Source organism: Micromonospora mangrovicola (assembly GCF_047200535.1).
GTDB lineage: Bacteria > Actinomycetota > Actinomycetes > Mycobacteriales > Micromonosporaceae > Micromonospora.
The window spans coordinates 1-14,867 of record NZ_JBJZOG010000060.1 but is presented as its reverse complement, the minus strand read 5'-3'; the positions used below and the strand labels follow the sequence as shown (position 1 = coordinate 14,867).

The window sequence follows — 14,867 nt, the reverse complement described above, 5'->3', positions numbered from 1 at the left end:
AGAGTAACTTCAGTTACGCTCCGCGATCGCCGTCGGCGAGCCCCTCCGCCCGGACCAACCGGGCATCATGGACAGATCGTTTTCGGACGTCACCTGAGTTGAGAAGTGACCTGCACCTTTCCTCCGAACATTGTGAGAGCCGCTCTGAATTGCCGTGCGCTGAGTAATTGCCGGACGAATTTCGTCACGTAGCGGAATCGCAATCGCCAATGTTCCCATGATGTACGCGATTCGCGTATCGTGCCCCCTCGTGTCGCCCGTTCGTTCCCCCGACGGCTCCCCTCCGACGCCCCGACCCACCGGCGCGCCGACGCCTGCGTCCACTGTGGAGTCCGCTCCGGTGCCGCTACCGCCCGACGAGGGCGCTGTCGGCGACCCGGTCTGGGCCGACGACGGGCCGGTCGCCGCGCACCACGACACCCGGGAACTCGCCGCCCAGTTCGAGGACGAGAAACCGGGCCGGGTTCTGTCCGGACCGGTCGGGCTGCTGTTTACCGGGGTCACCCTCGCCATCGCGCTGCTCGCCCTCCGGCAGGTCTTCTTTCCGCTCGCGCAGGGCAGCAAGTACTACCTGATCATTTTCCTGTCCGGCGTGCTGCCGATGGTCTTCCTGGCGTACCCCTCGGGGCTGCGGCCGCCCCTGCTCCGGCAGGGCGCGACCGTTCCGGCGGCGCGGCGTGGGCCCACCCCGGTCGACTGGCTGCTGGCCGTCACCGCTCTGGTGAGCTGCCTCTACCCGGTGTTGCCGGTGACCATCGGCGCGGGCGGCGGCGGGTACGACGCGTTCCTCGACCGGCAGGGCCTGCTGGACCCGCTGGACGTGGCGATGGGCACCGTGCTGCTGCTCCTGCTGCTGGAGGCGTGCCGGCGGACCACCGGCTGGATCCTCCCGGCGGTCTGCCTGCTCTTCCTCGGCTACGGCTACTACGGCGGCCTGCTCCCGCAGTCCTGGCCGGTGGCCCACGCCGGACTCGACTTCGGGCAGCTCGTCGACGCGTTCTACAACTCCGACAGTGGCTTCTACGGCACCCCGCTGGACGTGGCCGCCTCGTACATCGTGCTGTTCACCATCTACGGGGCGGTGCTGGACCTCTCCGGGGCGGGCCGGTTCTTCGTGGAGCTCTCCGCCGCCGCGTTCCGCCGCTCCCGGACCGCTCCCGGGCGGACCGCGGTCGCCTCCGGCTTCCTGCTCGGCACCGTCTCCGGGTCCGGCGCGGCCACCACGGTCAGCATCGGCGCGGTCACCTGGCCCATCCTGCGCCGCGCCGGGTACCCGCCCGAGCGGGCCGGCGGCATGCTCGCCGCCGCGGGCGTCGGCGCGATCCTCTCCCCGCCGACGCTGGGCGCCGCGGCCTTCATCATCGCCGAGTACCTCGGCGTGTCGTACCTGCAGGTCCTGGGCTGGGCCACCGTGCCGACGATCCTCTACTACCTGGGCATCCTGCTCTCCGTGGAGATCGACGCCCGGCGCTCCGGGGTACGCCCCGTGGTGATCGCCACCGGATCGGCCTGGCGGCTGCTGGCCCGCTTCGGCTACCACTTCCTCTCGCTCATCGTGATCATCGTGGTGCTCGCCACGGGGGCCTCGGCGATCCGGGCCGTGGTGATCGCCACCGCGCTCGCCGCCGCGCTGTCCTTCCTGGACCGCCGGCACCGACTCACCCCCGCCCGGGTGGTCGAGGCGCTCAGCGGCGGCGTACGCGGGGTGCTGGCGGTGAGCGCGGTCTGCGCCGCGGCCGGCATCATCACCGCCACCACCACCAAGACCGGCCTCGGCCCGCAGGCCGCCGCGCTGCTGGTGAGCGGGGCGCAGGCGGTCAGCTCCGAGCCGGCTGCGGTGCTCGCGCTCACCGCGCTGCTCGCCGCCGTCGCGCTCACCCTGCTCGGCCTGGCAGTGCCGGTCACCGCCTCCTTCGTGATCGGCTGGGTGATCATCGGCCCGGCGCTGCTCAACCTCGGCGTCGCCGCGCCCGCCGCGGCGATGTTCGTCTTCTACTTCGCGGTGCTGTCCGAGGTCTCCCCGCCGACCGCGCTCGCCGCGGTGGCCGCCGCCGCGCTGACCGGCGGCCGGCTGGTCCCGACCATGTGGCAGACCCTGCGGTACGCGCTGCCCGCGTACCTCATCCCGATCGCCTTCGTGATCACGCCGACCGGTCTCGGGCTGCTCGGCATCGGCGGGCTGGAACGGATCGCGGTGGCCGGGGTGGTCTCCGCGTGCGGGGTCACCCTCCTGGCGGTGGCGGCGGGCGGCTGGCTGCCCGGAGTCGGGCCGGCCGGGCTGCCGGAGCGCATCCTCGGCGCGGTCGCCGGGCTGGTGCTGCTCTGGCTCGAGCCCGTACCCGTCACGGTCGGGGCCGTCCTGGCCGCGCTGACGGTGGCGGGCGTGCTGTTCCGACGCGCCTCGGCCCGACCGGCCGCCGGCGCGCCGGCTCAACTGGTGGACCATCGGGAGGAGACATTGTGAGACGGATCAACGTGCGGTTCGCCGCGGGCGTCGGGGTGCTGGCCCTGGTCGCGGCCGGCACCGCCGGATGCGGGGGCCGTCAGGACGGGGCGGCGACGGACGACGCCGCCAGCGAGATCACCTGCAAGGTCATCAAGGACACCCGGGTCGGCATCGCCACCGGCAACGCCACCGGGGTCTACTACGTGGTCGGCAACGCGCTGGCCGGCCAGCTCTCCGGCGCCACCGACGGCAAGCTCACCGGCACGGCCGCCGAGACCGGCGCGTCGGTGCAGAACATCGAACAGCTCGTCACCGGCCAGTACGACGTCGCCTTCTCGCTCTTCGACACCGCGGTCAACGCGGTGCAGGGCAAGGGCACCTTCGGCTCGCCGCAGCCGGTGCTGGCGCTCGCCCGGATCTACGACAACTACACGCAGGTGATCGTCCGGGCCGACTCGGGAATCACCTCGGTCGCCGACATGAAGGGCAAGAAGATCTCCACCGGCTCGCCCAAGTCCGGCACCGAGGTGATCGCGAACCGGCTGCTCACCGCCGCCGGCCTCGACCCCGCCAAGGACGTCCAGGCACAGCGCCTCGACCTGACCAAGACCGTCGACGGCATGAAGGACGGCAGCATCGACGGCTTCTTCTGGTCCGGTGGCGTGCCCACCGGCGGCGTCACCGACCTCTTCACCACCGCCGGCGACAAGGTCAAGTTCATCGACATCACCCCGCTGCTGCCGAAGATGACCGAGCTCAACCCGGCGTACCAGGCCGGCAGCATCGGCAAGGACGTGTACCACACCGCGGCCGACACCCCGACCATCGTGGTGCCGAACGTGCTGCTGGTGCGGGACAACCTCGACGCCAACGTGGCCTGCGCGATCACGCGGACGGTCTTCGAGAAGAGGGACGCCCTCGCCCAGGCCAACCCGTCCGCCAAGGGCATCAGCCTGGAGAAAGCCCGCAAGACGGACCCGGTGAAGCTGCACCGGGGGGCGGAGAAGGCGCTCACGGACCTCGGCGCCGCCTGATCCCACGACGCCGGGCCCGGACGACGCGTCCGGGCCCGGCGCCCCCGACCCCGATCCGGGAGACCCCGTGCCGCTCCCCAGCCCGGCCCGCGTGCGCCGGCACCACCGCCCCGCGAACCGCACCGAACACCTCTGGTCGGTACGGACCCAGCTGCTCGCGCCGATCCTGGTGGCCACCGTCGGCCTGGTCGTGCTCGGCGCCGCCCAGACCGACGCCGCCCTCGACGCCTCGCGGGACGCCGACCGGGCCCGCGTGCTCGCCGGCACCGCCACCGCCACCGTCCGGCTGGTGCACGAGCTGGAACGCGAGCTGGGCGAGACGGCGGCCCTGCGCCTGCGCGGCGGCACGGCCGGCCGGCCGCTGGTGGACGCCCAGCGGCGGCGGGTGGACACCGCCGTCGAGCGGTACCGCACGGCCAGCGTCGAGGCCCGCCGCGCCGCGCCGGACCTGAGGCCCGTGCTGAACGACGCCGACGGCCGCCTCGACCAGCTGGGCCCGAACCGCGGGCTGGCGTTGAACGGGGACAGCGCCGACGCGACCTACCTGGCGCTGGTCGAGTCGCTGCTCGCCGTCGCCGACGCGCTCCCGGCCCAGCTGCGCGACGCCGAACTGGCCAACGGGGCGCGGGAGGTGGCGGCCGTCGCCGCCCAGGAACACCTGGCGTCCCTGGAACGGGACGTGCTGCGTGGCGTCTTCGTCCGGGACAGCCTCGCCCCGGGCGAGCTGGCCGGGCTGGGTCGGCTGCGCGGCGCCCGGGAACAGCGCCAGGCCGAGTTCCTGCGGATCGCCACCGGCGGGGCCGACAGCGCCTGGTACCGGCTGGTGGCCGGCGGTGACGTGGAGACCGCCCGCCGGATGCGGGACGGGGTGCTGGACAGCGACGGCGCCGCGGAATCGCTGAAGACCGACGGTGACGCCTGGTACGTGGCGCAGAGCGGGACGATCCGCCGGTACAACCTCCTCGGCCGGGAGCTCTCCGAGCAGCTCGACCGGGACGCCGCCGCGCTGGCCCGGGCCGCCCGGCAGCGGGCCCTGCTCACCGCCACCGCGACCAGCACGGTCGCGCTCGGCTCGCTGGTCACCGCGGTGCTGCTGGCGGTGCGGACCAGCCGCCGGCTGCGCCGGCTGCGGGTCGCGGCGCTCACCATGGCCAACCGCGAGCTGCCGGAGCGGATCACCGCGATTGCCGCCGGCGACGGCTGCCCGGGGGACGGCACCGCCACCCGGCTGACCGCCGGCATCCGGCGGGGCCGGGACGAGGTGGCCCAGGTGGCCGAGGCGTTCGACACGGTGAACAGGGCCGCGCTGCGGCTCGCCGGCGAGCAGGCAGAGCTGCGGCTGGACGTCACCCGGATGGCGGAGGCGCTGGCCCGGCGGATCCGCACCCTGATCACCCGCCAGCTCCGCCTGCTCGACGAGTTCGAGCGGGAGGAGACCGACCCGGAGGCGCTGGCCCGGTTCTTCGCGCTGGACCACCTCGCCGCCCGGCTGCGGCGCAACGGAGAGAACCTGCTGGTACTCGCCGGTGGCGAGCCGGGCCGCGGGCACGAGGGCGCGCTGCTCCTCGAGGACGTGGTCCGGGCCGCGGCCTCCGAGATCGAGGACTATCCCCGGGTGGAGGTCAACCTGCCGACCGCGGCCGTGCACGGCGCGGCCGTCGGCAACCTGGTGCACCTCCTGGCCGAGCTGCTGGAGAACGCCACGGTCTACTCGCCACCCGACTCGGCCGTGCTGGTCGACGGCCGGCGGACCGTCGACGGGCTCACCCTGCGGGTGCACGACCAGGGCATCGGCATCAGCGAGACCCGGCTGGCGGCCATCAACGAACGGCTGGCCTCGCCGGCCACCCTCTCCAGCGCGGCGGCCGGCAGCATGGGCCTGCACGTGGTGGCCCAGCTGGCGGCCCGGCACGGCATCCGGGTGCAGCTGCACAACATCGGCAACGGCACGGTCGCCCAGGTGGAGGTGCCCGAGGCCGCGCTGACCCGGGTCGAGTCGGCGACCCGGCGGCCGGCCGCCGAGCGCCGGCGGCTCACCGGCCGCGGCGCGCCCTGGTTCCGCCCCCGCGCCGATGGGCGCGACCTGGTCACCACCCCACCGGCGCCAGCGGCTCTGCGGCGTACCGCCACCGTCGGCCTGCCGGTGGCCGGGGCCGCGCCGGCCGGCACCGGCCCGGTACCGCTGACCGGGGCGGCGGCCACCGCCGGCGCCGCCCGGGGGGTGGCCAGCGTGCAACCGCCCGGGGCCGCGGTGCTGGCGCCCAGCACCGCCCGGGTACGGCCCGCGGACGCCCCGGCGCCGCAGACCACCGCGACCGGGCTGCCCCGACGCACCCGGGGCGGCCAGCTTCCCGCTCCCCTGCCCGCCGCCACGACGCCGCCCCGCCCCGATGCGGACCTGCTCGACCCCGAGGTGGTCCGGGCCCGCCTCTCCGCTCTCGCCGAAGGCGTGGCCAGCGCGATGCGCCGCGCCCCGTACCCCACACCCACCGGGAGACCCAGATGACCCCATCCGTGACCGCAGGACTCGACTGGCTGCTGGCGAACTTCGCCGAGCAGGTGCCGGACGTGTCGCACGCCCTCGCGGTGTCCGAGGACGGGCTGCGGCTGGCCTCGTCGCCGGACCTCTCCCCCGACCAGGTGGACCAGCTCGCCGCGGTGATCAGCGGCCTGGCGAGCCTGACCGTGGGCGCCGCGCGGCTGATGTCCGCCGGCCGGGTACGCCAGCAGATCGTCGACATGGACGGCGGAGTGATGCTGGTGATGGCGGTCGGCGAGCGGGCGCTGCTCGGTGTGCTCGCCGCACCCGGCTGCGACCTGGGTCAGATCGGCTACGAGACGGCGACGCTGGTCCAGCGGGTGGCGGAGGCACTGGAACCGGCGGCCCGCCGGTGACCCGCCGCCCCCTGCGGCTGGTGGCCGCGCTCCTGCTCGCCGTGGTCGTCGCCGGCTGCGGCGCGGCGAAGGCCGGCCCGCAGGAATGGCACGGCGGGCGGATCTTCCTCGCCACCGGCAACACCACCGGTGTCTACTACCAGCTCGGCGGCGGCTACGCGGACGTGATCAGCCGGCACCTGTCCGGCTACGAGGCCCGGGCCGAGCCGACCGGCGCGTCGGTGGAGAACATCAACCGGCTGGCCGACGGCGACATGGAGATCGCCTTCAGCCTGGCCGACACGGCGGCGGACGCGGTCGCCGGTCGCGGCGCGTTCGACGGGCAGGCCCAGCCGGTCCGGGCCCTGGCCCGGATCTACAGCAACTACACCCACGTGATCGTCCGCGCCGAGGGGAAGATAGACACCTTCGCCGACCTGCGCGGCAAGCGGATCTCGACCGGCTCGCCGAAGTCCGGCACGGACATCATCGCGGGGCGGCTGCTGACCGCCGCCGGAATCAACCCGGACCGGGACATCAAGCGGCTCAGCCTGTCGCTGCCGGAAACGGTGAAGCGGATGCGCGCCGGCAGCCTGGACGCCATGTTCTTCTCCGGCGGCCTGCCCACGCCGGGCATCAAGGACCTGCTCTCCAGCGCGCCCGGCCGGTTCCGGCTGCTCCCCATCGCCGACCTGATCGAGCCACTCGCCGCCCGCTACGGCTCCGTCTACACCACGGCGTCGCTGCCGAGGGAGGTCTACGGCACCCCGAGCGCCACGCCGACCATCACCGTCTCGAACGTGATCCTGGTCCCCTCGGACATGCCGGACCAGTTGGCGTACGACCTGACCCGGCTGCTCTTCACGTACCAGGGTGAGCTGATCAAGGTGCATCCGGAGGCGGCCAACTTCATCCGGGAGAGCGCGGCGGGGACCGACCCGATCCCGCTGCACCCCGGGGCGAACCGGTACTACCGGAACGGCTAGGGCCGAGGGAACAGGTCCTACAGGTCGGCGGGGGTGGTGGCGGCCCGGGCTGCGGCGACCAGCCGGTCGGTCTCCGCCGCAACCGCCTCGTCGTCGGCCGGCGTGCCCGCGTCGTAGCGGACCGTCCAGGTCAGCCCGTCGACGCCGGGCACCCGGCGGCCGGCGATCCGGCCGGCACCGCCGGGCACCGGGTGGTGCACGGTGTATGCCACCGAGCGGGTGACCCGCGCCCGCACCTGGTGCGGCAGGTCGCCCGGGTCGAGCAGCAGATACGTCTCGGCCGGGCAGTCCGCCACCACGAGATAGCCGTCCCGCTCGGCGACCCGCTCGGCGGCGGTGACGGTGAGTTCCCGGCCGGACCAGACCGCCTTGAGGATGCCGTGCCAGCCGATCCGGTGCCCCCGGCCGGGCAGCCAGAGCCCGAGGTTGCTGGCCACCACCACGCCGTCGCCCTCGCCGTTGCCGGCGGCGGCCCAGGCGAGCACCCGCTCGCCGGCGGCCAGCGGCGGGCGGTCGGCCGGCGGCAGCTTCGGCTTGCGGCTGAACAGTCCCATCACAATCCTCCGGACGCCTGCTCGCGCAGCGCCCGCGCGTGCTGTTCCAGCGAGAGCAGTTCCCCGAACAGCGCGAAGTACTCGTCCTTGCTGCTCACCGGGTTGATCCGCTGGATCTTCGACTTGAGGTCCTTGATCCGGCCGGTGACCGAGCCCCACTGGAGGCGGGCCATGGTGACCGAGACGTAGCGGGGGTCGGGCTCGCCGTCGATGCGCAGCGGCTCGACCGCCAACTCCCCGACGAGCGCCTGGCCGGCCAGGTCGTCGCAGGCGTCCCGGACCTGCTCGACCCAGACCGCACCGCCCGTGGCGGCCGCCGCCCCGCCGGCCGCCGCGACCGCCGCGCGGACCACCTGGTGCACGGGGTGCCGGTACTCGGCCGCCTCGACCGCGTCGAACATCGGGCCCGCCAGCACCGGCTCCTGGAGGGCGAGCTTCAACGCCTCCCGCTCGACCATCGACTGCGGGCTGTCCACGGTCGGCCCGGCCAGGCCCGGGCGGGCCGCGGTCGCCTCGCCCTGCCCGGCGCCGGCGGCCAGCACCGCCCGCTGCACCGGCTCGATCTCCATGCCGAGGTCCCCGGCGAGCTTACGGACGTACTCCGGGCGCTTCTCCCGGTCCTTGATCTTGGCGACCAGCGGCGCGGCGCGGCGCATCGCCTCCACCCGGCCGTCGACCGTGTCCAGGTCGTACCGGTTGATCACGTGGCGGAGCGCGAAGTCGACCAGCGGTTCGCGGCGGGCGACCAGGTCGCGCACCGCCAGGTCGCCCTTGGCCAGCCGCAGCTCGCACGGGTCCATGTTGTCGGGGCTGACCGCGATGAAGGTACGCCCGACGAAGCGCTGGTCGTCCTCGAAGGCGCGCAGCGCGGCCTTCTGGCCGGCGGCGTCCCCGTCGAAGGTGAAGATGATCTCGCCGGCCACCGCGTCGGTGTCCATCAGCAGCCGGCGCAGCACCCCGATGTGGTCGGCGCCGAAGGCGGTGCCGCAGGTCGCCACGGCGGTGGTCACGCCGGCCAGGTGGCACGCCATGACGTCGGTGTAGCCCTCGACCACGACCACCTTGCCCTGCTTGGCGATCTCCCGCTTGGCCTGGTCGATGCCGTAGAGGACGTGCGACTTCTTGTAGATCGGGGTCTCGGGGGTGTTCAGGTACTTCGGGCCGTCGTCGTCGTCGAAGAGCTTGCGGGCGCCGAACCCGATCACGTCGCCGGTGAGGTCGCGGATCGGCCAGAGCAGCCGCCGGCGGAAGCGGTCGATCAGGCTGCCGGACCGGGACGGTCGGGACAGCCCCGCGGTGACCAGCTCGTCGTGGCTGAAGCCCTGCTGGCGCAGATGCTTGGTGAGCAGGTCCCAGGCGTCGGGGGCGAAACCGCAGCCGTACCGCTCGGCGGCCGCGCGGTCGAAGCCGCGCCGGGCGAGGAACTCCCGGGCGGGCCGGGCGCCGGCCGTGCTGAGCTGCGCGCGGTAGAACTCGGCGGCGGCGGCGTGCGCGGCGACCAGCCGCTGCCGCTGCCCCTGCTGCGGCCGGGTACGCGGGGCCGAGCGGTCGTCCTCCACGTAGCGGAGCTGGATGCCGGCGCGGGCGGCGAGCCGCTCGACGGACTCGACGAAGCTCAGGTGCTCCGCGTCCATCAGGAACTTGATCGCGTCGCCGCCGGCCCCGCAGCCGAAGCAGTACCAGACGTTGCGGGCCGGCGAGACGTTGAACGAGGGGCTCTTCTCGTCGTGGAACGGGCACAACCCCTTGAGGTTGCCGCCCCCGGCCGACTTGAGGGTCACCGTTTCGGAGATGACCTCGGCGATCGAGGTGCGCTCGCGGACCAGCGCGATGTCCTCGTCCCGGATCCGGCCAGCCATGGTTGCACCCCCTTCGGTGCCCCATCCTGCCTTGTGCCGGCGACAGATCCCGCCCCGGGTGGGCCTCGCCACTCCGGGAACGACCCACGGTCGAGCGCGTCGGACCGGCGTCACCGGCGGCCGTCCGGGAGCCCCGGGCGGGTGGCCGGGCCTCCGCCGGTGCGGCGCGGGAATGCCACGCCGGCGGGGGTGCCGCAGGACGGGGGACCTCGCGGCACGTGGGGAGGGCCACGCCAGCGCGGGCGCCGGTCGCCGGTCGCCGGTCGCCGGGTCAGCCCAGACCCGTGCAGACCGTCCGCACTCCGGCGGTGAGACCCGGATCGCCGCAGTCGGTGCCGGCCGACGTACGCCCGACGACCCGCCACACGCGGTTCTCCAAGCGCAGGAACACCTGGCTGCCACCGGTGATCTCGGTCGACGCCGGGGCGGTCGCAATCAGCCGCGCGAAGCCGTCACGGCAGGCGAGCACCTCGACCCCGGCCACATTCTGGGGGGCCAGCGCGGCAGCGGTCGCCTCCTGCAGTACCTGCGGCCGGCACGCCGGGTCGGAGTCGGTGGTGGGTTGGGCCGTGACCGGGGCCGGTCCGGTGGCCGGCGGCGCCGGCGCGGGCACGCCACCGCCGCCCGTGCCCGACCGGGCCGCGGCCGTACCGTGCGCCGCCGGCGCCGGGGCGGCCCCGGTCGCGGCCGGGGCAGTGGTGGCCGGCGTCACCTGGGGCGCGGCCGCGGACGCGCCGGACGAGGTCGGCGCCGGCGCTCCCGCCGCACGGTCGGCCCGGTCGGCATGCCCGCACCCGCCGACCCCCAGCGCCACGGCGGCAGCCAGGACCAGGTAAGCGCTGCTGCGTCGGATCGTCATGATCGCCTTCCCATCTCGTCGTCACCGCCGGCCGCAGCCGCGCCCGGCGTGGCACCGACGTTAGGAAAGGCGACCTGCGCTCGATCTGAACGAAACCTGGAAGGGCAGGTCGGAGGCGTTCAGAGCGGGTGCGCGGCGGACGTCGTCCGGCCCGCCGGGACGCCGCCCGAGCCGCATTCGCAGCCCCACCGCTGATGCCAACCCGACACCTCGGCTGCCTCGCGGGTGCCGAGTCGGCGGAAGGTCGCCGCCGCGGTGTCCCACGCCGCGTGCGTCGCCGCCACGTCGCCGACCGTCGCGTACGCGGCGCCGAGGTCGCGCAGGGTCCGGGCGATGCCGAGATCGTGGTTCAGCTCCACCCACTGCTCGTGGGCCAGCCGCAGCGCGTCGAGGGCCGCGTCCGGACGCCCGGCGGCGAGGTGCAGCTCCCCGATCGTCCGCTGGATCAGCGCCGCCCCGAACCGGTCGTGCATCCGCCGGCAGGTCGACAGGCCGCGCTCCAACGGCGGCAGGGGGCGGACCAGGTCGCCCTGGCGGAACCAGACCTTTGCCAGGGCCTGCTCGGTATACGCGACCATGTGCTCGTCGCCGTGCGCGGTGACCAGGTCGTGGGCCCGCGCGCACCAGCGCAGGGCCTCGTCCAGCTCGCCGCGCGCGCGGTGCACCAGGCCGATGCCCCGGACGCCGATGACCTCGCCCCGGAAGTGCCCCAACGACCGGTAGCTGTCGATGGCCTGGTTGAGCCAGCTCAGCGCCGCCTCGTCGTCACCGAGCTCCCGCAGGCTGTGCCCCAGCCCGTATTTCGCGTCCGCGGCCGCGTTGTGGTCCGCCAGCCGCTCCAGTGTCTCGGCGGCGGCGGTCAGCAGCGGGATGGCCTCCCGGTGCCGGCCGACCTCCCGCAGGACGGTGCCCAGGCCGTTGCGCGCCGCGGCCGCCCCGCGCTCGTGGCCGGCCGCGGCGAACCGCTCGATCGCGGTACGGAAGTTCTGCTCGGCATCGGCGAACCGGTCCTCCATGTAACGCAGCAGGGCGATGCCGCACTCGATCACCGCCTCACCGACGGCGTTGCCGGCCGCCCGCGCCGCGCCCAGTGCCGCCGTGTGGGTCCGGGCCCAGCCGGCGAAGTCGTTGCGGAGCGCGAAGGAGGCGTACACCAGCGCGTCCGCCAGGGCGCACGCGGCCGCGTCCATGCCCAGCTCGGCGGCCCGCTCCACCGCGCTGATCAGCGCGGACCCCTCGACCTCCACCCAACCGGGCCGCAGGTGGTCCGCCGCGAGGACGGAGGACTCCAGGTCGGCCGGGATCGACGCCTGCCGGTGCAGGGGCGGGACCGCGTACGGCAGACGCTGGCCGAGGCGCTCACTGATCTCGGTGGCGGCCACCAGCACCCGGGCCACCGCCGCGCGCAGCGCCCCCTCGGCTTCCTCCTCGACGGCGCGTTCCCGGGCGAACAACCGGACCAGGTCGTGCATCTGGTAACGGAGCAGCCGGTGGGTCGGGTCGGGCAGCGCGGTCACCAGCCGGGCGTCCGCCAACTGCTCCAGCAGTTCCTCGGCGTCGTCCACCGAGCCACCGATCAGCGCCGCCACCAGCCACTCGGCGAAGTTGGGCACGCCCATGAAGCCCAGCAGCCGGAACGCCCGCCGGGCCGGCAGGTCCAGCGCCTGGTAGCCGATCCCGACGCTGACCCGGACCGCCAGCCCGTCCGCCGCCATCTCGTCGAGCCGGCCACGCTCGTCGCGCATCCGCTCGGCGAGCCGGGCCATCCGGCGGTGCGGTCGGGCCGCGATCCGGGCACCGACGATCCGCAGGGCGAGCGGCAGGCCGGCGCACATCTCGACGAGCGCGCCGGTCGCCTCCGGCTCGGCCATGACCCGTTCCGGGCCGACGATGCGCTCGAGCAGGGTGATGGAGTCGGCGTGGTCCAGCAGCGGCACCTCGATTTGCTCGGCACCGGGGACGGTGGTCAGCAGGGCCCGGCTGGAGACGATGAGAGCGCTGCCCGGGCCGCCCGGGACCAGCGGCCGCACCTGCTCGGCGCCGGCCGCCGAGTCGAGCACGATCAGGAAGCGCCGGCCGCTGAGCATCGACCGGTACTGGCCCAGCTTGTCCTCCAGCGTGCGCAACTGCTGGATGTTGGTGGCGCCGAGGGCCCGCAGCACCCGGTCCAGGGCGTCCCCCGAGTCGCCGTCGCGGCTGCTCAGCGTGACGAAGATCTGCCCGTCCGGGTAGGTGCCGCGCAGCAGGTACGCCAGCCGGACGCTGAGCGCGGTCTTCCCCACCCCGCCGGGGCCGGAGAGGATGACCACCGGTCCGGCGGTGCCCTCCGCCCGGCGGTCGGCGGGTTGCAGCACGCTCAGGGCGCAGGAGATCTCCGGTTCGCAACCGACGTGGTCGGGCAGGTCGGCGGGGAGCTGACAGCCGGGCAGGGCGCCCACCGGGTACGTGACGGGTTCCGGCACGGCCGGCGACGGCGGGGTGACCGGTGGCGGCGACGGTCGGGACGGTTCGACGGGGACGGCGGCCACCAGCGGCGGCCGCAGCGTGCCCCGCAGCACGTCGCGGTGCAACTCCTGGAGCTCGGCGCCCGGGTCGACACCGAGCTCGTCCGCCAGCAGCGTGCGGGTCCGGGCGTACAGGTCGAGGGCCTCCGCCCGACGCCCGTTGAAGTACAGCGCCCGCATCAGACACAGCACCAGGGGTTCGACGAGCGGGCTGCGCTCCACGGCCACCGCGAGCCGGTCGGCCACCGGACCGGGCCGGCCCTGACCGAGTTCGCTTTCGGCCCAGTCGAGCAGGACCCGGACGAGCTGCTGGCGCAGGCCCTCCCGGACCCGGGCCGCCCAGCCGCCGGGCAGACCGTCGAGCGGCTCACCCCGCCAGAGGTCGATCGCCTCCCGAAGCAGCGCCGGGCGGCCGGGATCGTCCGGCGGCAGTGCCTGCGCCCGCTCGGCGAGGCGGCGCAGCCGGTGCAGGTCGACGCGGTCCGGCGGGGCGTCCAGGAGGTAGCCGGTCTGGCCGCGGCTCACCACGATCGGCGCCGTGGCGGCGGGCTGAGCCGTGGTGAGCAGGCGACGGATCCGGGTCAGGTACGTGTAGAGGACACCACGGGCATCGGCCGGTGGCGCCTCGTCCCAGACCCGGTCGACCAGCGCCTCGATCGGCACGCTGCGGCCCACGTCCACCGCCAGCGCGGCGAACACCAGGCGTTGCTTCGGCGGGCCCAGCTCCAACGGCCGACCGTCCACCAGGACCTGCAGATCACCAAGTATGCGTAGTTCCACGGCATCGCCCCCGCGCCCGTAGTACCGCCAGACGGCCTGCGAACAGGCCGCTTGAAGTCGTCAAGGTTCCGTTCAGGTTTGCTACCTGGTCCGACCGCCATCGTCTTTCCCAGGAACCGCCCGGAACGCACGGCACCACCGGCCCGGGCGCCGTTCTTCCATCCACTCCGTCAGAAGGGCCACGAACCGACAACCGCACAGCAGGACTTCTCAAGGACCGGCCACCGGAGGCCGGCCCCACGGTGAATCCTGCGCCGCGGACTTTACCGGCCGTATCGGCTCCAGCCAATGCTCGCCGTACGCCGCGTACCGGCTTCGTGACCCTTTCCGGGCCGTTTCTCCAGAAAGGAACTAGAACCATGCAGCGAATCCCGCGTCTCGTCCGCAAGCCGGTCTCCGTCCTCGGCGCTCTGGCAGTCGTCGCCGGCGGTTTGGTCGGCCTGTCGCCCGCTCCCGCCCAGGCCTCGTCGATCGAGGGCCCGATCAGCCGCAGCGAGATCCTGTCCCGCGCCCAGAACTGGGTGGACCGCGGCATCACGTACACCCAGACCGGCACCTGGGCCAGCGACATCGACGGGGACAAGACCTACCGGCGCGACTGCTCGGGGCTGGTGTCGATGGCCTGGCACCTGAACACCAGCTACGTCACCGGCGACTTCCAGGGCAGCAACTCCCGCTGGACCACCCTGGGCAGCCTCAACGACTTCCAGCCGGGTGACGCGATGGTACGGACCGGCCACATGGAACTGTTCGCGTACTGGAAAGACAAGAACGACCACAGCAAGGGCGCGTACGTCTATTCGTTCAACAGCGACGGCCAGACCGTGCAGAACCCTTACGCGGACAACAACTTCGGCAACCGGGGCTTCAACAGCTGGTCGGACCTGACAACCTACAAGCCGATCCGGCGGACCAACCTGATCAGCGGGCCGAGCGGCCAGAAGGGGCCGGCGCTGGCGCACGACGACGGT

9 protein-coding genes and 1 pseudogene are annotated in these 14,867 nt (G+C 74.0%); 6 read left to right on the top strand and 4 right to left on the bottom strand.

Annotated features, from left to right (window positions below):
- Positions 1-217: 217 nt before the first annotated feature.
- From ACL02O_RS22230 to ACL02O_RS22210, 5 genes are all read left to right on the top strand, one after another.
- Positions 218-2,464, top strand: a complete 2,247-nt coding sequence (locus ACL02O_RS22230; protein ID WP_412820053.1) for a TRAP transporter permease — start codon at positions 218-220, stop codon at positions 2,462-2,464.
- The gene (locus tag ACL02O_RS22225) at positions 2,461-3,480 is read left to right on the top strand and encodes a TAXI family TRAP transporter solute-binding subunit (RefSeq protein ID WP_412820052.1); all 1,020 of its coding nucleotides are present in this window, start codon (positions 2,461-2,463) and stop codon (positions 3,478-3,480) included. Before ACL02O_RS22230 ends, ACL02O_RS22225 begins: the two co-directional genes overlap by 4 nt.
- A 67-nt stretch (positions 3,481-3,547) precedes the next feature.
- The gene (locus ACL02O_RS22220; RefSeq protein ID WP_412820051.1) at positions 3,548-5,986 is read left to right on the top strand and encodes a nitrate- and nitrite sensing domain-containing protein; all 2,439 of its coding nucleotides are present in this window, start codon (positions 3,548-3,550) and stop codon (positions 5,984-5,986) included.
- The gene (locus ACL02O_RS22215; protein ID WP_412820050.1) at positions 5,983-6,375 is read left to right on the top strand and encodes a roadblock/LC7 domain-containing protein; all 393 of its coding nucleotides are present in this window, start codon (positions 5,983-5,985) and stop codon (positions 6,373-6,375) included. Before ACL02O_RS22220 ends, ACL02O_RS22215 begins: the two co-directional genes overlap by 4 nt.
- Positions 6,372-7,340 (top strand): TAXI family TRAP transporter solute-binding subunit, encoded by a 969-nt coding sequence (locus ACL02O_RS22210; RefSeq protein WP_412820049.1) that lies wholly within the window; start codon positions 6,372-6,374, stop codon positions 7,338-7,340. The genes ACL02O_RS22215 and ACL02O_RS22210 overlap by 4 nt, the downstream gene beginning before the upstream one ends.
- Positions 7,341-7,357: 17 nt before the next feature.
- Here the strand turns inward: ACL02O_RS22210 and ACL02O_RS22205 are convergent, their stop codons facing one another.
- The 4 genes from ACL02O_RS22205 to ACL02O_RS22190 all read right to left on the bottom strand — a co-directional run bounded on the left by ACL02O_RS22205 (position 7,358) and on the right by ACL02O_RS22190 (position 13,896).
- A complete protein-coding gene (locus ACL02O_RS22205) occupies positions 7,358-7,894 on the bottom strand; it encodes a hypothetical protein (protein WP_412820048.1) in 537 nt (178 codons plus the stop codon).
- Positions 7,894-9,753, bottom strand: coding sequence for a DNA primase (gene dnaG / locus ACL02O_RS22200; RefSeq protein WP_412820047.1), 1,860 nt, complete (start codon positions 9,751-9,753; stop codon positions 7,894-7,896). Before dnaG ends, ACL02O_RS22205 begins: the two co-directional genes overlap by 1 nt.
- A gap of 271 nt (positions 9,754-10,024) precedes the next feature.
- Positions 10,025-10,612, bottom strand: coding sequence for a hypothetical protein (locus ACL02O_RS22195; RefSeq protein ID WP_412820046.1), 588 nt, complete (start codon positions 10,610-10,612; stop codon positions 10,025-10,027).
- Between the two features lie 119 nt (positions 10,613-10,731).
- Entirely contained in the window at positions 10,732-13,896 is a 3,165-nt protein-coding gene (locus ACL02O_RS22190) for an AfsR/SARP family transcriptional regulator (RefSeq protein WP_412820045.1), read from the bottom strand.
- A gap of 359 nt (positions 13,897-14,255) precedes the next feature.
- Between ACL02O_RS22190 and ACL02O_RS22185 the strand changes: the two are divergent.
- Positions 14,256-14,867 (top strand): annotated as a pseudogene (locus ACL02O_RS22185) (hypothetical protein); the annotation flags it as partial.